We start from the raw sequence: 17,865 nt of genomic DNA on the forward strand, positions 1-17,865 counted from the left end.
CCCGAGTTAATACGAGGTAGCCAAGGGAGCGGACGCGATCGCCCGGCGTCTGAGGCATCAAATACAACGGGTCATGCTTATGACCCGTTGGTACTAGTGTAGCTTGGCCCAGATGCGGCGCTTGATGATGTAAATCAATGCCGTGAAGATGGCGATGAAGATCAGGACCTTGAGCCCCGTCTTCTTGCGGATCTCCATCTCCGGCTCCGCCGTCCAGGCGAGAAAGACGGAGACGTCATGCGACAACTGCGCAATCGACGTTTCGGTGCCATCGGCATATTCCACCGCTTCGTCGTAAAGTGGCGCCGGCATGGCGATCTGATTACCGCGGAAATAGTGATTGTAGCTCATGCCCTCGACCAGCTCGAAGCCCTCTGGCGCTTCATCTTCGTAGCCAGTAAGCAGGCCGTAGAGATAATCGATGCCGCCATCGCGCGCTTTGACCATCAAGGACAGGTCCGGCGGTAGCGCACCGCCGTTAGAAGCGCGGGCGGCTTGCGGATTGGCGAACGGGGCGGGGAAATAATCGGACGCGCGTGCCGGGCGCATGAACATCTCGCCCTCGTTGTCCGGGCCATCCTCGACTTCATATTCCGCCGCGATGGCTTTGATCTGCTCTTCGCTGAAACCGATCTCCGCCAAATTGCGGAAGGCGATAAATTCAAGCGAATGGCAGCTTGCACAGACTTCCTGGAAAACTTGGAAGCCGCGGTGCAGCTCATCCCGATCGAAGGTGCCGAACACGCCGGTATGCTTCCACTCATGATCCGGCAACTCCGGCGTGTCGCCCGAAGCATGAGCCACATGGCTATACCCGACGCCGGTGAACATCAGCCCAAGCGCCGCGGCCATGGCAAACAGCCGGGCCCGCATCACGGATTCCCCGCGGTGCTGGTCTCGCCCGGTGTGCCCGATGCGCCGTCGCCGCCGCCTTTCTTAGCCAACACCGCCTGATGGATGCTTTCCGGCAGCGGTCTGGTGCGCTCGAATTTGCCGAGCAGCGGCAGGATGATCAGGAAATGGGCGAAATAATAAACCGTGCAGATGCGGCCAATGAGGATGAACGACCCTTCCGGTGGATTGGCGCCGACCCAGCCGAGAACGAGACAGTCAGCGAGGAAAATCCAGAAGAACTGTTTGTAAATCGGGCGGAACCGCGCGCTCCGCACCTTGCAGGTGTCGAGCCAGGGCAGCACGAACAGGATGGCGATTGACGCCACCATGGCGATCACGCCGCCGAGCTTGTCCGGGACCGCACGTAAAATCGCGTAATACGGCAGGAAGTACCATTCCGGCACGATGTGCGGCGGCGTTACCAGCGGATCGGCCTTGATATAGTTGATCGATTCGCCGAGGTAATTCGGCAGATAAAAGACAAAGATCGCCAGCACGAACAGCATCACACCGAGGCCCACCATGTCCTTGATGGTGTAATAGGGGCTGAACGGAATGGTGTCCTTCGGGCTCTTGATGTCGATGCCGAGCGGGTTGTTCGATTTGCGGTGATGCAGCGCCCACAGATGCAAGAACACCACGGCGCAGAGCACGAACGGCAACAGATAATGCAGCGAATAGAAGCGATTCAGGGTCGGGTTGTCGACCGAGAAGCCGCCCCACAGCCAGGTCACCAGGGTCTCGCCGATCCACGGAATAGCGGACACCAGATTGGTGATCACCGTCGCCGCCCAGAAGCTCATCTGTCCCCATGGCAACACGTAACCCATGAAGGACGAGCCCATCATCAGGAACAGAATGAGGACACCCATCCACCACAATATTTCGCGCGGCGATTTATAGGAGCCGTAATAGAAGCCCCGGAATATATGGATGTAGACCACGACAAAGAACATCGACGCGCCGTTGGCATGGAGATAGCGCATCATCCAGCCCCACTCGACGTCGCGCATAATATGCTCGGTCGAGTTGAACGCATAGTCGACATGGGCGGTGAAATGCATGGCGAGTATCACGCCGGTGACGATCTGTATCACCAGCATAATTCCGGCGAGAGAGCCGAAATTCCACCAGTAATTCAGGTTGCGCGGTGCCGGATAGACAACCAGATGTTCATGCGACCAGCTGAAGATCGGCAGGCGATAGTCGATCCACTGAACGATTCTATAGCGGTGAAGAGGTGTCGTCATAATTGCCGCGCTCCGCTTCAGCCGATCTTGACGAGCGTGTCGTCAAGAAATTCATATTCGGGTACCGCGAGATTGTTGGGCGCCGGTCCCTGGCGGATACGCCCAGACGTATCGTAATGCGAGCCATGGCATGGACAAAACCAGCCGCCGAAATCGCCGCGCGGATCGCCCACTTTGTTGCCGAGCGGGATGCAGCCGAGATGGGTGCAGACGCCGACTAGAATCAGCCATTCGGCTTTCTGTACCCGCGCTTCGTCGCTCTGCGAGTCACTTAGATCATCCAATGACACGGCCCGCGCCGCATCGATTTCCTCTTGCGTGCGGCGGCGGATGAAAACCGGCTTGCCGCGCCACTTTACAGTGACCGACTGGCCGACCTCGATGGCGGAAATATCCACTTCCGTCGACGACAGAGCCAAAACATCGGCCGACGGGTTCATCGTCTCGATCAGTGGCCATACCACGCCGATCGCCGCGATCGCACCCATAGCGCCCGCTGCCAAAATCAAAAAGTCGCGCCGGGTTTCTTCACCCTGCGGGCTCGTCTGGTCGCTTTCAGACGCGGTGTCTGTCATTATCCAACCCTTCAGTCCCGCGGCCAACCTGGCCGATAGAGCACAATATAGTGCGGAAAATCCGTTCGGGGCATGCGGCCTACAGCCGCAGCCGAACGGAGGCGTAACACGGGCGAAAGCGAAGGGCAAGAACCTATGAACAGCCCACTGGATAGGCGGTGCGACAGAAAGCCGGGCGCTATTCCACCACGCGCGGACGAGGCGCATCTAGCGCGATGAAAATCGCACTCTATCAACCCGATATCGCGGCCAATGTGGGCGCCGTGCTCCGCCTCGGCGCCTGCCTCGGCGTCACCGTCGAGGTCATTGAGCCGTGCGGTTTCCCTTTCGATATGCGTCTCATCCGCCGCGTCGCGCTCGATTACATCGACCACGTGGAGCTCTACCGTCACGCTTCCTGGGCAGCGTTTCAGGCCGCGCCAGATCGCCGCGCGAACCGGCTTGTCCTGCTCTCGACCAAGGCCGCCATACGGTACGAGAATTTTGCCTTCCAGCCCGGTGATACGCTCTTGTTCGGACGCGAGAGCGCCGGCGTGCCGCCCGATGTGAGCGCGGCCGCTGATGCGGCAGTGCGCGTCCCAATGGCACCGAACCTGCGATCTCTTAATATCGCCAGCGCCTGCGCCATGGTATTGGGAGAAGCGTTGCGCCAAACGGACCTGCTACCCACCGAATTGCCATCCACCGAACGGCTGACCGGAGACTGACATGAGCGATAGAACGCCACCGCAATTGCCGCCCGGCCCGTCGAGCGAAGCGGAGAAGAGCCAGGCAGTGGCGTGGTTCGAAGAATTACGCGATCAAATTTGCGCGGTTTTCGAGGGCTTGGAAGATGTGTTTGAAGGTTCAAGCGAGCCACCGGGCCGCTTTGAACGCCGGCCATGGCAGCGCGGTGAAGGCGGCGGCGGCGTGATGTCGACCATGCATGGCCGCGTGTTCGAAAAAGTCGGCGTCAATGTCTCGACCGTGCACGGCGCTTTTCCCGCCGATTTTGCGGCCAAAGTGCCGGGCGCGACGGATGATCCGCGCTTCTGGGCGAGCGGCGTTTCCCTGGTTGCTCATATGTGTTCGCCGCATGTGCCTGCCGTGCATATGAATACGCGCCATATCGTCACGACTACGCGCTGGTTCGGTGGCGGCACCGATCTGACGCCGATGATCGCCAATGATATGGACAACGCAATGTTTCACGGTGCCTTGAAAGAGGCGTGCGACGACCATGACCCCGACTATTATCCGCGCTTCAAGGAATGGTGCGACGAGTATTTCTTCCTGCCGCATCGGGGTGAGCCGCGCGGCGTCGGCGGCATTTTTTTTGACTATCTCAACAGCGGCGACTGGCAGGCGGATTTTGATTTTACCCAAGATGTCGGGCGCGCCTTTTTGGATATCTATCCCGCACTGGTCCGCCATCACATGCAGGAGCCGTGGAACGCGGCAGAGCGCGAGCAACAACTCATCAAGCGTGGGCGCTATGTCGAATTCAATCTGCTGTATGACCGCGGCACCCAGTTCGGTCTCAAGACCGGCGGCAATGTGGAGGCAATCCTGATGTCGTTGCCACCGCTGGCGAAGTGGCCGTAATGAAGCTCTTCGGGTAGACTCGTAAATACTATGGATCGGTTTCGAGTGGGAATGATGACATGCAAAAAGCAGTAACCGGCGCGGCAGTCGCCGTTTTAGCGCTCGTTTTATTTTGGAGCGCCGCACCGGGTGCGAAGGCGGCCGAGCAACTTTCCATCGAAGCCTTTTACGGTAATTTTCAAGGCTCGGGGATCGCGCGCACCGACACCAGCGATTATTTCGGCCTGACGCTGCGCGATTTCGATGTCACGATTCGTCCCGAAGGCACCGGCATATCGATTTCCTGGACCACGGTGCTGCGCCAGGGCGGCGATCCCGACAATCCAGATGTACGGCGAAAGTCAAACAATCTGACATTCGTGCCGAGTGATTTACCGGGCGTTTATCGCACCACCAATTCCGGCGATGCGTTGGCCGGTCAGCCGCTCACCTGGGCCTATGTCGAGGGCTATACCCTCATCGTTCATTCTCTCGTCGTGCTCGATACCGGCGACTACGTCATGCAGACCTACAGGCGCAAGCTTTCCGATATGGGCATGGCGTTGGAATTCATCAGCGTTAAAAACGGCGAGACCGCGCGCCATGTCGAAGGCCGGCTGACCAAACGCACCAACTAAGCCGGGCGCGCCGCCGCAACTGCGTGCAGCTTTTCGAGGCATTCGCCGCGCGCCGGCACGAAATCCTCATCGATCCACCATTTTTCGATGGTCCTTAATATCTCACCGACATCGGGGCCGGCCGGGATGCCGAGCGCCAACGCATCGGCTCCTTTCACCGGCAAGGTGACCGGCTGCCAGTGCTTGGCATCTTCGATCATCGTCCTAAATCCATCGCCGTCGCCGGGCCGCCCGGACCAGGCCAACAGCAGCCAATCGATCACCCGTTCGGTGCCGTGCGCGTAAAGCTCCCGGCGTAGTCCGCGTTGATTCGGATCGGCGGCTATCGCGCTAGGCGGCGACAACAGCGCGGCGAGGCGCTTATGGTTGCCGTTCGAGAGGTGCCAGCGTTGCGCCAAATTGTGCGCCGTTGCCGCACTGGCGGAGGGGCGCATCAGTGCCGCGAGGCGGCGCAGCGGATCGGTCTCGGCATCGATCTCCAGCAGCCCGCGCAAGAATTTCGTATCGCCCGCGTCCGGCACCACTTCCGCCAACACGCCGCTCGCCGCCATCATCTCGATCACCGGCGCTGGGTCTGGCGCGGCCAGCAGTTTCAGCATTTCATGCTGGATGCGCTCGCCCGAAAGCTTGCGCAGCGACGTCGCCCACGCCGCGCTGGCCGCCAAGCCCACGCCGTCGGGCGCGCCCTTACCGTACCACGCATGAAAGCGGAAAAACCTCAATAGACGAAGATGATCCTCCTCGATGCGCTGCGCGGCGTCGCCGACGAAGCGCACGCGCCCAGCATTGAGGTCCTTGACGCCGTTCCACGGGTCGTAGAGTTCGCCCTCAGGCGTGCAGGTCAGCGCGTTCATGGTGAAGTCGCGCCGCGCCGCGTCTTCCTGCCAGTCATCGGTAAAGGCGACATCGGCATGGCGGCCATGAGTTTTGACATCGATGCGGAGCGTGGTGATCTCGAAATGGCGTCCCTCGACGACGGCCGTAACCGTGCCGTGCGCCAAACCGGTCGGGATATTTTTGATTGCGGCGCGGTCGAGAAGGGCCATGACCTGTTGCGGCGGGTCTGGCGTGGCGATGTCGATATCGCTCTCGGCGTTGTCGGCGCTGCGGGCGAGGAGCGCGTCGCGCACGCAGCCGCCGACGAAGCGAATTTCCTGACCATCTGCGCGGAGCGCATCCACGACCTTGCGCGTTGGCGCCGCGCGCATCCAGTCTGATGGTTCGATCTGGCTGGCGGGCTTCACGCTTCGGCGCTCCTTATTTACTGATCTCGCTCAGCGCTATTCAACCGTAGCCGGCACCACCTGGCCATTTTCCATATGCGGCGGTACATAGGTGCCGCCGCGGTCGTCGCCGGAACTCATGCTGAGCACGATAAGGCTCGCCGCCATTAGAGCAATGCCGATACCGAGCAGCCACGGCCACGGCAATTCGCGCAACATCTTGGCGGTATCGCTCTTGCTCAGCCGGACTTTGCGCGCGATCACCAGATACGTCATGAACAGCACCGCCGGCGCCGCCAGAAGAATAATGTGAAAGAGCACAGTGCGCAGCATTCAGTCGCTCAACGTGTCGCGCAAGTTAGCCAAAATAGACGCCGTGGCGCCCCAGATGCGATAGTCGCCGTAAGGCAACACATAATAGCTCCGGTCAATATTTTTAACGCGCATATGTTCCCGGTGGTAATTTCCCCGCCCCATCACAATGTCGAGCGGCACTTCGAAGATTTCCGCCACCTCGCGTTCGTCGCGGACAAAGCGCTGCGCCGGGTCGACAAATCCAACCACCGGTGTGATCCGGTAGCCGGTCCCGACGACATAGTTCGCCAAACGCCCGAGAATTTCAACGTGAGTTGGTGCAAGGCCAACTTCTTCCTCCGCTTCGCGCAGAGCTGTGCGCATCGGCGCGCCGTCCTCTTGTTCGACGCGCCCACCGGGAAAGCTGATCTGGCCGCCATGTGCACTCAAGGATTCCGTGCGCCGGGTGAGGAGCACCGTCATGCCCGCGCTGCGCTCAATCAATGCGACCAGGACGGCGGCGGGCGTGAGCGGTTCGGTGAGGCCGAATATTTCTACTGCATTGCCGTCGTCGCGGTAGGACCCCGGCACGTTGGAATTCGGCTCCAGCTCGGCGAGCGCCGTGACCTCGCTCCAGGCCTGGCCGGCATCGCCGGCGGTGCGCGCCTTTAATTGGGCGCGGATGACATCGCGCATCAGTCGGTTTCTGCCGGCGCCGTGGCGAAAGCAAAAAAGGCGCCAGCGCTCCACACGCCGAACTGATCTTCGCCGTCTCGTTGCTCGGTCACGCCGAGCGCCACAAGCTCGTAATAGACGGCTCGGATGACGAGGGCGCTGAGGCCACCGTCAAGACAGAGATAGGGCGCCGGTTCGCCGCTCGGGCGCGCTCGAAAAGTCAGAGGATGTGCGCTGTCAGCCATGATCTCGGCATCGATGTTGGTGCGAAATGTCAGGCATTGATCGCGCCCCGCACCGGTGGCCTGCATTTCCACCGCGACAAACGGCGCATCGTCGACGCGGATGCGGGCGCGTTCGACCGGTGTCGCCAGCCAATAATCGCCGGCTTCATCGCGCTCAAGGACGCTGGCGAACAGTTTGACGAGGTTCTTGCGGCCGATCGGCCCGCCTTCATGAAACCATGTGCCGTCCGCGGCGATGCGAATATCGATATCACCGCAGAATAGTGCGGGGTCCAATTTCATCGCACCTTGTCTGGGCTCGGCCATGCTTCGCTCCGCTATGTCATCACCTTCCGCCGCGCGGGGCGGTCGCCTTATCCGATCAGTTCGTCGATCAGCCGGTTGACTTCGGAAGCCGCCTCCATCTGCACCATATGGCCCTGGCCCGTCATCATTTCGACGCGCACATTGGCGGGCAAACCTTCGGCATGGCTCGCCGGCACGATTTGGTCGCCTGCGCCCCAGATGGCCATGACAGGAACGGCGAGATCGCCGATCTGGTCACGCAGCACCAACGCTTGGTTGCCGCCTGGCGCAAACGCGGCGTTGATCGCTTCGAGCGCCGCTTGCACGCCGTCGATGCGCTTAAAAGAGAGGAGATCATTTATCAACTGGCGCGTCACCAACGTTGGATCGCTGAACAGTTTCTCAACATGCGGCTTCAGGTCTTTGCGCCGCTCGGCGGAGATAAAGCCGGCAAGATAGTCGCCGTTGATCTCGCTGCCGAGGCCGGCACTGCCGATCAGGGTCAGCGAAGAAATTTTTTCCGGATGGTCGAGGGCGAGCTTGAGGGATATCGCACCGCCCAGCGAATGGCCGACCAAATGCGCCGTGTCGATGCCGAGCGCCGTCATGAAGCCATGAACGATCGCCGCCAATTCGGCCACACCGCCACCGCCGACATCTTTCGCCGACACACCGTGTCCCGGCAGGTCGAGCGCGTAAACCGCGCGCTTGGCCGCCAGAGCTTCATGGTTAAACAGCCAATTGTTAAGGTCGCCACCAAACCCATGCACCAGTATGACCGGCACGCCGCCTTCACCGCGCAGCAGATAGCGGATTGCGCGCCCGCCGACGTCGACCGTTTCCGTGGCCGCGCCCTCATCTACTTCGTCATCGGCGGGGGGCACGTAATTGGCCTGGAATTCGGTAATAAAGGCATCGATATCCGCGTCCGTGACGTCGGCATCGGCGAGCACGCCGAGCAGGGCGCCAACTGATAAGGTTTGCCCTTCTTCGGCCACACGGCGCCGCAGGATGCCGCTTTCGGACACTTCGACGGCGCTCGATATCTTCTCGGTTTCGACGTCCATCACTTCGTCGCCGGACGATATTTCGTCGCCTACATCCATCAGCCAGGCCGCAACGGTACCCTCCTTCATGGAGAGCCCCCATTTCGGCATGCAAATGGCGCGGATCGAATCGCTCATCCGTTTTTCCCCATCACCGTAAGAACCGCCTGTTGAACCTTCGCCGCATCCGGAATGTAGCTGTCCTCCAGATTGTCCGCGAAGGGCACCGGTACATGCGGCGCGGTGACCATGCGGATCGGCGCTTTCAAGGAACTGAAGGCCTCCTGGCAGACCAATGCGGACACGTCGGTAGCAATGCTACAGCGCGGATTAGCCTCGTCTAGTACCACCAGACGCCCGGTATTCTCGACGCTCTCAATAATGGTGTCCATATCCATTGGCGAGGTCGTGCGCAGATCGACGATCTCACAACTGATGCCGTCCTTGGCGAGAGTCGTGGCCGCTTCCGCCGCCACATGCACCATCCGGCCCAGGGTAACGATGGTAACGTCATCGCCCTCGCGAGTGATGTTCGCTTCGCCGAAGGGGATGGTATAGGACTCTTCCGGCACATCGCCTTCCAAGGTGTAGAGCGCCTTATGCTCGCAGAAGATCACCGGGTCATTGTCGCGGATCGCCTGGATCAACAGGCCCTTGGCGTCGTACGGGGTCGACGGCGTCACCACTTTCAGCCCGGGAATATGGGTGAAGATGGGATAGAGGCACTGCGAATGCTGAGCCGCGGCACGAAAGCCGGCGCCATACATCGTGCGGATCACCACCGGCGTTTCGGCTTTGCCGCCGAACATATAGCGGAATTTGGCGGCTTGATTGAAGATCTGGTCGAAGCAGACGCCCATGAAATCGATGAACATCAGCTCGGCTACCGGCCTTAAGCCAGCCGTCGCAGCGCCTACCGCGGCGCCGATAAATGCGGATTCGGTGATCGGCGTGTCCATCACCCGGTCGCCAAACTTGCCGTAGAGGCCCTTGGTGACACCGAGGACGCCGCCCCAGGCATCGTCCTCGCCCGGCGCGCCGGCGCCGCCGGCTACGTCCTCGCCCATGACGATGACAGTTTCGTCGCGCTCCATTTCTTGAGCAAGCGCTTCGCCAATGGCTTGTTGGTACGTGATTGTGCGTGCCATGAGTTTGTTCTCCTCGCTCAGTACGAAATATAAACGTCGGTCATAAGCTCAGATGCCGGCGGTTTCGGTGCGGCCTTCGCGCGAACGACAGAATTTTCAATGATTTCAGCGACGTCGGCGTCGATGGCGTCAAGATCACTGTTCTCAAGCAATTTTGCCGATGTGACCTTTGCGCGGAACTTATCGAGACAATCCTTCGTGGCGCGGATGTTTTTTACTTCATCCTTGCCGCGATAGGTCTGGGCGTCGCCTTCGAAATGTCCGTAATAGCGGTTGATCTTAACTTCGATCAACGTCGGCGCCGAATCCTCTCGGGCGCGCCGAACGGCTTCACCGGCAGCTTCGTAAACGGCGAAAAAATCATGGCCGTCCACTACGACCCCCGGCATGTTGAACGCGCTCGCGCGGTCGGCCGCGTCATCACAGGACACCGAATATTTTGATGACGTCGCCTCGGCGTAGCCGTTATTTTCGACCACGAAAATGCAGGGCAGGTTCCACACGGACGCCAGATTGAGGCTTTCCATCGTGGTGCCCTGGTTGGACGCGCCGTCGCCAAAAAAGGCGATTGCAACGCCACCGGTCTTGAGCTTCTTGGCCGCCAGTGCAGCGCCGCAAACCAGCGGCGGGCCGCCCCCGACAATGCCATTGGCGCCCATCATGCCCTTGCTGAGATCGGCAATGTGCATGGAACCGCCCTTGCCACCGCAAAGACCCGTCGCTTTGCCATAAATCTCGGCCATCATGGCATCGACATCGCAGCCTTTGCCGATCGAGTGGCCGTGGCCTCTATGATTGCTGGCAATCTTGTCGCGTTCATCCAAATGCATGCAGAATCCCGTCGCGCTGGCTTCTTCTCCGGCATAGAGATGCACGAACCCGGGGATTTCGCCGGTGGCGAATTCCACATGCAGACGTTCTTCGAATTCGCGGATGGTTTTCATCATCCGGTAGGCCCTAAGCAAATCGTCTTTGCTGAGTTGCATGCTTAATCTCCCCGTAGTTTGGCATGGCGCGAGGTTTCGTCCATGCGCGTCATTAATCCATTTTGTGCGGCATACATCATGACTCCTGGAATGTCGAGCGTCAGCGGCCCGTTCCATTCCAGCCGCACGGCCAATCGGTCGCCCGGCGAAAACTCTATCTCTCTCTCGCCATCGAGCGCAACGACCCCACGCGACGCCCTCAACGGGACCGCTTCGCCGGGCCGCATTTCGTGGACTGCCTCGATGCCGATATCCACCATTAGACCTGGCGCGAGCGGCGCAGAGACGGTCATAGCGCCAGCGCCCGGTTCGGCCAAATTCAGCCACAGGCCGGCGTCCGCGCTGCGCGCCACGGGGCGCAAGAGCCCGCCAACAGAAGACAGGCCGATAGCGTCGGCCTCTGCAAATGACAGAAACAGTTGGTCGAGGCCCTCGGCGCTCCATAGGGCGCGTGAGCCGACCCAAAGCGTTGTACTGGTGCAGAGATCGACCAGCGCCATGTCGCGCTCGGTGCCGTTGACGTCGATCCGTAGGACCTTGTTGCGGGTGGCCGCATGGGCGGCGGGAATTTGCCCGGTCGCAACTAGTCCGGCGGCGAGCCCGGCGATGGTGGCTTCGCGCATCGCTGGAAAGACGTTGTTGGTGCCGGTGGAGAGAGCAGTTATCGGGATATCCCCGGCTTTGGCGGCGACCAGGCGATGGGTGCCGTCGCCGCCGAGCACGATGATGCCGCCGACGCCGCGTTCCACCATCAATTCCACGGCGGCCAGCGTGTCCGCCGCGCTATCCTCAATCGGCATGTCGAGAAATTCCACGCGTGGCCAGACCTGGCCGGCAGGCGGAGACGTTTCCAAAGCATGGCGGATACGGTCGGCGATGCCGGTCCTGTCGGGCATCATATAGACGAGTCCCACCCCCAGCCCGCCGAGAGACGAAAACAGGCGAGTGACCATGTTGCGTTTTTCGGCGATGGGAAACACTGAAGCCTGCGCCACAAGGCGGCGGATATCTCGTCCCGCCGCGGGATTGGCCAGAATGCCCACCGAGGCTGTGTGATCGTCCAAGCTCATTTTAATTCGTTTTTGCGGTTCGAATGCTTAATTGGCGGAAATGACAGCGCCACCGAGGGGCCGCACTATGCCCTATCGTGCCGCGTTCGCCCAGTGCTTCTTTGTTCAATTTGGTCAATGCTGACCGGCCCGGCGCGATAGTGTAATAAAGCCGCCTATGGAAAGATTACAGCCAAATAATGTGCGCGTGTACGGCGTGTTGCTGCGCGCCGGAAAGGTGCTGATGGCGGCCGAGAAGGTCGGCGGCCGCGACGTGCTTAAATTTCCCGGTGGCGCTGTCGAGGCCGGCGAGACGCCAGAAATGGCGCTCAAGCGTGAATTCCTGGAGGAAGGAAACCTCGCGGTGACCCCGGCTTATCTGCTACATGTTCCCGGTACTTTGTTCAGCCCCTGGACTCACGGCGAGTACACACCCATTTATTACCTGGTGCAGGGAAAAGGTGTGCCGCAGACGCCGGACCACGAAACCGTCGAGTTGATATTCATGAAACCCAAGCAAGCGATTGAGAGCGGCCTGATGGCCGCGCCCGAAATTATCGCTCTCAACCGAGCGCTCAACGGTGGATCGGAATTATGAGCATGCCTAATTTGGCGCTTACCCGCCTGGTTGCTGCTACGGCGTTGGCCGCGATGGCCGCGCTGGCGCCGCTTGGCGCACCGCCCGCGCTGGCCCAACAAACAGCCGCAGTTGACGTCGATGAAGTACGGATAGAGCCCTTGTCTCAGACCGTACCGGTAATTGGGCGGCTAGTGGCGCGGCAATCCGGCATCGTCGCGGCGCGGATTGGCGGCCCGGTCGCCGATATGCGCGTCTCGGTTGGCGATCGCGTCAAGAAAGGCGAAATACTCGCCGTTTTGGACACCGCGCGCTTGCGGCGCCAACGCGCGCTGCTTGCCGCCGAAGTCGCCGAAACCGTAGCTCAGATCGATTTGGCTGACTCCCTGCTGGTTTTGCGCCAACAGGAAATGGCGCGGCTCGACGGCTTGAAAAGCTCAGCTGCCTTTTCCAAGGGCCGCCACGAAGATATGCGCCAGCAGGTCGTCGTCGAGCAATCTTCGGTGGGTGCGGCGTTGGCCCGCAAAGAGCGAGCGGAAGCCAATCTGGCCCTGGCCGAGATCGATTTATACTATGCCGAGGTGCGCGCGCCCTATGACGGTGTCGTCACCCTCGAGCATACCGAGACCGGCTCCTGGGTGACCAATGGTGGTCCGGTGGTGTCGATGGTCGGCGACCGTCAGTTGGAAATCGAAGCCGACGTTCCGGCAACCCGCATCCCGGCCCTCGAATCCGGGCTGGTCGTGTCGATTGCGCTTGATGATGGCTCGCTGCATCAGGCTGTGGTGCGTGCCGTCGTTCCGGAGGAGAATCCCTTGACGCGCACGCGCCAGGTGCGTTTTACGCCCGACATCGAAATGACGGACCGGACCCTCGCGGTCAACGAGTCCGTAGTGTTACAAGTGCCGGCCGGGCGTTACCGTGAAGTTGTCACGGTCCACAAGGACGCGCTGATCACGCGCCAGGGGCAGACATTCGTTTACATCGCAGCAGAAGGTAAAGCGAACATCCGCCCGGTTGAGATCGGCACCGCCGTGGGCGGGCGCTTTGAAATCATCAGCGGTGTCGTATCGGGCGAACTTGCGGTTATCCGCGGGAATGAGCGGCTGCGGCCCGGCCAGGATGTCACTGTCGCCGGCGCGGACGCCGGCGCGTCGTAAATGAACCTCATCCGCCTGTCGATCGCGCGGCCGATCGCCATCATCGCGGCGGTGCTGATGATTCTCCTGTTTGGCCTCGTCGCCCTTCAAACAATCCCCATTCAGCTGACGCCCGACGTGCGCAAGCCGGTGCTTACCATCACCACAAACTGGGTGGGCGCGTCGCCGGCCGAGGTCGAGCGCGAAGTGACCAACCGCCAGGAGGAGGTCTTGAAGGGCCTCGAAGGCCTGTCCCGCATGGTCAGTCAGTCGCAGGACAATAGTTCCGAGATCACGCTGGAATTCAATGTCGGCCACAATATGGACCGGGCGCTGCTGCTGGTGGCCAACAGTCTCGACCGCGTCGACGGCTATCCGGAGGAAACCGACGAGCCGACGATCCGCGCCGCCAGTGCTGAGGATTCGGCCATCGCCTGGTTCATCATTCAGCGTCGCGAAGGCAACGTCCGCCCGATGCACGAATATGGCGATTTTATCGAAGATACCATCAAGGAACGCCTCGAGCGCGTGCCCGGCGTCGCCCGGGTCAACATGTTTGGCGGCTCGGAGCGTGAATTGCGCGTGACGGTGGACCCTAAAAAGATGGCCCGCTACGGCCTCACCGTACCCGATGTTGTGACTGCGCTGCGGGGCGCCAATACCTCGATCTCTGCCGGTGACATCACCGAAGGCAAGCGCCGTTATATCGTGCGCACCGATTCCGAGCTGAAAACGCCGGATCGCGTGCGCGCCGTCTTGTTGCGCAGCTCCGCGGACCTCGCTACTGGCCGTTTGGCGCGCGTGACGCTCGGCGATATCGGCGATGTGCGTTTCGGATATAAAGATCCCGTCGCCCGCATCCGCACGCTCGGCGAACCGGCCATGGCGGTCAACGCTATCCGCGAAACCGGCGCCAATGTGATGGTGACCATGGAGGGCGTCCGCCAGGCGGTGCGCGAACTCAACGAAACGGCAATGCCGGATGCATTGCTCACGCTTGAGCATGTCTATGACGAGACGGTCTATATCGATTCGGCCATCGAGTTGGTGCAGCAGAATATTTGGATGGGCGGCACCCTTGCGATCATCGTCCTGATGCTGTTTCTGCGCTCTTTTGGCGCGACCGTCATCATCGCGATCGCCATTCCGGTGTCGGTGGTGGGTTCGTTTGTCGCGATGGCGCTGTTGGGTCGCTCGATCAATGTGGTTTCCCTGGCCGGCTTCGCCTTCGCCGTCGGCATGGTGGTCGATGCCGCGATCGTTGTGCTGGAAAACATCTACCGGCTACGTCAGCAGGGCATGTCGCGGGTCGAGGCCGCTTATGAAGGTGCGCGCCAGGTGTGGGGCGCGGTGTTCGTCTCGGCGCTGACAACGGTTTTGGTTTTCGTTCCGATCCTAGTCATGCAGTTGGAAGCTGGGCAATTGTTCCGCGATATCGCGGTTGCCATTTCAGTCTCGGTCCTGTTGTCCCTCTTGGTTGCGATCACCCTTATTCCATCATTGGCGAGCCGCATCCTGAGCCGCTCGCGCGGCGCGGCGGGCGATGCTTTAGACACTCCGCGCAGAATTTCGATCCCGGTCGTGGATCAATTCGCGCGTGGCTTCGTCGCCCTGGTGATGGGCTTTACCAAATGGGTCGTGCGCGGGCGCGTGCGTGCCATTCTGGTGGTGGTGCTGGTATCTGGCAGCGCCTTATTTGTCGCCTGGCAGCTTTTGCCGAAGCTCGATTATCTGCCGGAGGGCAACCGCAATCTGGTGTTCGGCGTGGTGGTGCCGCCACCCGGCTATAATCTCGATACCACCAGCGGCATCGCCGAGCGCATCGAAAACGCAGTGCGCCCCTTGTGGGCAACCGAAACCGGCCCCGTATCCGAGCCCGGCGGGCCGCCCAAAATGGAGCGTTTCTTTTTTGTCACGTTGCGCTCGCGCGCCTTTGTCGGCGCGGTGTCGATGGAGCCGCAGCGCGCCGGAGAGTTGATCGATCCCATTCGTATTCCAGTGTTCAAAGAGCCCGGGACCTTCGGCTTCGTCAGCCAGACCAGTCTGTTCGGCCGCACCATCGGCGGCGGCCGCAAGATCGATCTCGACATCTCCGGCCCCGATCTGGAGACCGTTCTCGAGGTGGCCGTGAACGCGGTGGGGCGGCTGTTCGCGGTGATGCCTTATTCCGAAGGCAACCAGATGCGCCCGGTGCCCGGGCTGGAAATGGGCGCGCCGGAAGTGCGCATCACGCCGAACCAGGTTTTGCTCGGCGACAATGGCCTGAATGCGCTCGAACTCGGCCTCACGGTAGATGCCTTCAATGACGGTCTTCGGGTCGATGAAATCACCATCGGCGGCGAGCGTTTTGATCTGATGCTAACTGGCCCTAAGCGCGGGGTCGGACAGACCCAGGACATCGAGTCACTGCCCGTGGTCACGCGCGACGGCACCATCCTGCCGGTCGGCGCGCTGGCCGATATTCTGGTCACCGAAGGGCCGAGCCTGATCCGCCATGTTGAACGTGAGCGCACGGTCACCCTGGAAATCCGCCCCGCTGCGTCGGTGCCGCTCGAAGTGGCGATGCAGACGCTGGAGGAAAGCGTCATCGGTGCGCTGACGGCTGAAGGCCTGCCGCCTGGTATCTCCATGAATCTCTCTGGGACGGCGGATCAATTGACCAAAACCTGGGACGCCATGGTGCTCAACTTGGCGCTCGCTATTGTCATTGTCTATCTGATCATGGCCGTGCTGTTCGAGAGCTTCGTCTACCCTTTCATCATCATGCTGTCGGTGCCGACCGCGGCGGCAGGCGGCGTGCTCGGCTTGATCCTGTTCAATCTCGACCGCTTCCAGCCGCTCGACATGTTGACGGTGCTGGGCTTTGTCATCTTAATCGGCATCGTCGTCAATAATGCGATTCTATTGGTCCATCAGACCCTGCATCACATGCGCGCCGACGATATGGAAGTGCAAGAAGCCATTATCGAAGCGACGCGCAACCGCATCCGGCCGATTTTCATGTCGACCGTCACTAGTGTCGTCGGCATGTTGCCGCTGGTGCTGTTCCCCGGCGCCGGCTCCGAGCTATACCGCGGCCTCGGTTCGGTCGTGGTCGGTGGCCTCGCGCTCTCCGCCATCCTGACGCTTTTGATCGTCCCGCCGATGATGACCGTCCTCGCCCGTAAACCGCGTAAGAAAGCGAGCGACATGCCAGCGCCTGTGCAAGCAGCCAAGGCCGGCGCTGATTAACACCCAACTTGATTGGGCGCTCTCTCCCAAGCAAGCCATAGCGCTGCAAAAAGAGCTGGCGGCCAATGTCGAGTTGAGTGACCGGTTCTCGCCCGGTGGACGGCGTACACTCAAGTATATCGCCGGGCTCGATGTCGCGTTCGAGGATGGCGGCAAGATCACGCGTGGCGCGGTAGTGGTTCTGCGCTTGAAGGACCTCGTCCCGGTCGCCAGCGCCTTGGCGCGCCGCCCCACGGTGTTTCCATATATCCCCGGCCTGTTGTCGTTCCGCGAGGTGCCGGTTCTCTTGGATGCTTTAGCGATGCTCGACATCGCGCCCGATATCCTGATGTGCGACGGCCACGGCATCGCTCATCCGCGCCGCTTCGGCATCGCCTGCCATCTCGGCTTGTTGACGGACCTGCCCGCAATCGGTGTCGGCAAGTCCCGTCTCACCGGCAGCCATGAAGAGCCCGGCCCTGACAAAGGCGATTGGACCCCGCTCGTCGCAAAACCGAAAGGCGGCGCATCCAAGGGCGGCGAGCGCGCGACGCGCCTCGGCAACGTCCTCCGCACCCGTTCCGGCGTCAAACCGGTCTACGTCTCGACCGGCCACCGGGTGAATTTAAGTACCGCTCTGGCAATTACGCTCCGCTGCACCACGCGCTACCGCCTGCCGGAGCCGGTGCGCTTGGCAGATAAGCTGTCGAAGGCGCGTTAGGGTGAGCGCGCTGTGCGCGCGCTTTGCTCGCCCTTTCTCCCCAACCCCTCTTCCCCGCTGGGGAAGAAGGGCTTATCAGGCGAAGCGGGTGTGGCGGCGGGGAGCTATTGGGGAATGGCTGCCCTTTGTGGAAGCCTTTAGAACCATGTGCATTGCGCCTGAGCCCGATTTCAGGCGCTTGCTAGAGGATATCCGAGACCTTCAGATTGCTGCCTGACGGGATATCAATTACCGTTTAGTGGATGGTTGACGCGCATGGCGAATCAAGTGTATAGTGATCGCTAAACAGGAAACGGAGACAGGAGCCATGACCAACGGGAGGGAGAAGTTCGGGGCGTTTATTCGCC

General features: G+C 60.9%; 18 protein-coding genes. 7 read left to right on the forward strand and 11 right to left on the reverse strand.

The window, feature by feature from the left end; all coding sequences use genetic code 11:
- Positions 1-93 precede the first annotated feature (93 nt).
- The 3 genes from O3A94_00780 to petA are packed head-to-tail and all read right to left on the reverse strand — an operon-like array spanning position 94 to position 2,719.
- Entirely contained in the window at positions 94-873 is a 780-nt protein-coding gene (locus tag O3A94_00780) for a cytochrome c1 (protein ID MDA1354783.1), read from the reverse strand.
- Complete coding sequence (locus tag O3A94_00785; protein MDA1354784.1) at positions 873-2,144, reverse strand: cytochrome b/b6; 1,272 nt, start codon at positions 2,142-2,144, stop codon at positions 873-875. The genes O3A94_00780 and O3A94_00785 overlap by 1 nt, the downstream gene beginning before the upstream one ends.
- A gap of 17 nt (positions 2,145-2,161) precedes the next feature.
- Positions 2,162-2,719, reverse strand: coding sequence for a ubiquinol-cytochrome c reductase iron-sulfur subunit (gene petA, locus O3A94_00790; protein ID MDA1354785.1), 558 nt, complete (start codon positions 2,717-2,719; stop codon positions 2,162-2,164).
- Between the two features lie 215 nt (positions 2,720-2,934).
- On the opposite strand from petA, the gene O3A94_00795 reads away from it, so the two are divergent.
- From O3A94_00795 to O3A94_00805, 3 genes are read left to right on the forward strand one after another with little or no spacing between them, the layout of a single operon-like run.
- Positions 2,935-3,426 carry a tRNA (cytidine(34)-2'-O)-methyltransferase gene (locus tag O3A94_00795; GenBank protein ID MDA1354786.1) on the forward strand — a complete coding sequence of 164 codons (492 nt, stop codon included), beginning with the start codon at positions 2,935-2,937 and terminating at the stop codon, positions 3,424-3,426.
- Position 3,427: 1 nt separating this feature from the next.
- Positions 3,428-4,303: an oxygen-dependent coproporphyrinogen oxidase gene (gene hemF / locus O3A94_00800; GenBank protein MDA1354787.1), complete on the forward strand. Its 876-nt coding sequence runs from the start codon at positions 3,428-3,430 to the stop codon at positions 4,301-4,303.
- Positions 4,304-4,362: 59 nt separating this feature from the next.
- Complete coding sequence (locus tag O3A94_00805; protein MDA1354788.1) at positions 4,363-4,920, forward strand: hypothetical protein; 558 nt, start codon at positions 4,363-4,365, stop codon at positions 4,918-4,920.
- Here the strand turns inward: O3A94_00805 and O3A94_00810 are convergent.
- Genes O3A94_00810 through O3A94_00845 form a run of 8 tightly spaced genes read right to left on the reverse strand, consistent with a single transcriptional unit; the run spans position 4,917 to position 11,892 of the window.
- Positions 4,917-6,164, reverse strand: coding sequence for a CCA tRNA nucleotidyltransferase (locus O3A94_00810; protein MDA1354789.1), 1,248 nt, complete (start codon positions 6,162-6,164; stop codon positions 4,917-4,919). The two genes, O3A94_00805 and O3A94_00810, sit on opposite strands and share 4 nt — an antisense overlap.
- A gap of 36 nt (positions 6,165-6,200) precedes the next feature.
- The gene (locus tag O3A94_00815) at positions 6,201-6,476 is read right to left on the reverse strand and encodes a DUF6111 family protein (GenBank protein ID MDA1354790.1); all 276 of its coding nucleotides are present in this window, start codon (positions 6,474-6,476) and stop codon (positions 6,201-6,203) included.
- On the reverse strand, positions 6,477-7,133 hold the full coding sequence (locus O3A94_00820; protein ID MDA1354791.1) for a CoA pyrophosphatase: 657 nt from the start codon (positions 7,131-7,133) through the stop codon (positions 6,477-6,479).
- Positions 7,133-7,663 carry a DUF1285 domain-containing protein gene (locus O3A94_00825; protein MDA1354792.1) on the reverse strand — a complete coding sequence of 177 codons (531 nt, stop codon included), beginning with the start codon at positions 7,661-7,663 and terminating at the stop codon, positions 7,133-7,135. Before O3A94_00825 ends, O3A94_00820 begins: the two co-directional genes overlap by 1 nt.
- Positions 7,664-7,710: 47 nt before the next feature.
- Positions 7,711-8,826, reverse strand: a complete 1,116-nt coding sequence (locus tag O3A94_00830; GenBank protein ID MDA1354793.1) for an acetoin dehydrogenase dihydrolipoyllysine-residue acetyltransferase subunit — start codon at positions 8,824-8,826, stop codon at positions 7,711-7,713.
- Positions 8,823-9,836, reverse strand: a complete 1,014-nt coding sequence (locus O3A94_00835; protein MDA1354794.1) for an alpha-ketoacid dehydrogenase subunit beta — start codon at positions 9,834-9,836, stop codon at positions 8,823-8,825. The genes O3A94_00830 and O3A94_00835 overlap by 4 nt, the downstream gene beginning before the upstream one ends.
- Positions 9,837-9,853: 17 nt before the next feature.
- Positions 9,854-10,822 carry a thiamine pyrophosphate-dependent dehydrogenase E1 component subunit alpha gene (locus O3A94_00840; GenBank protein ID MDA1354795.1) on the reverse strand — a complete coding sequence of 323 codons (969 nt, stop codon included), beginning with the start codon at positions 10,820-10,822 and terminating at the stop codon, positions 9,854-9,856.
- A gap of 2 nt (positions 10,823-10,824) precedes the next feature.
- Entirely contained in the window at positions 10,825-11,892 is a 1,068-nt protein-coding gene (locus O3A94_00845) for an NAD(+)/NADH kinase (GenBank protein MDA1354796.1), read from the reverse strand.
- Positions 11,893-12,049: 157 nt separating this feature from the next.
- Here O3A94_00845 and O3A94_00850 point away from each other — a divergent pair, with 157 nt between their 5' ends.
- Genes O3A94_00850 through nfi form a run of 4 tightly spaced genes read left to right on the forward strand, consistent with a single transcriptional unit; the run spans position 12,050 to position 17,518 of the window.
- Positions 12,050-12,469: an NUDIX hydrolase gene (locus tag O3A94_00850; protein ID MDA1354797.1), complete on the forward strand. Its 420-nt coding sequence runs from the start codon at positions 12,050-12,052 to the stop codon at positions 12,467-12,469.
- Positions 12,466-13,608 (forward strand): efflux RND transporter periplasmic adaptor subunit, encoded by a 1,143-nt coding sequence (locus O3A94_00855; GenBank protein ID MDA1354798.1) that lies wholly within the window; start codon positions 12,466-12,468, stop codon positions 13,606-13,608. Before O3A94_00850 ends, O3A94_00855 begins: the two co-directional genes overlap by 4 nt.
- Complete coding sequence (locus O3A94_00860) at positions 13,609-16,818, forward strand: efflux RND transporter permease subunit (GenBank protein ID MDA1354799.1); 3,210 nt, start codon at positions 13,609-13,611, stop codon at positions 16,816-16,818.
- Positions 16,811-17,518: a deoxyribonuclease V gene (gene nfi / locus O3A94_00865; GenBank protein ID MDA1354800.1), complete on the forward strand. Its 708-nt coding sequence runs from the start codon at positions 16,811-16,813 to the stop codon at positions 17,516-17,518. The genes O3A94_00860 and nfi overlap by 8 nt, the downstream gene beginning before the upstream one ends.
- The last annotated feature ends 347 nt before the right edge of the window (positions 17,519-17,865 follow it).

It is taken from the genome of Pseudomonadota bacterium (assembly GCA_027624955.1).
GTDB lineage: Bacteria > Pseudomonadota > Alphaproteobacteria > UBA828 > UBA828 > PTKB01.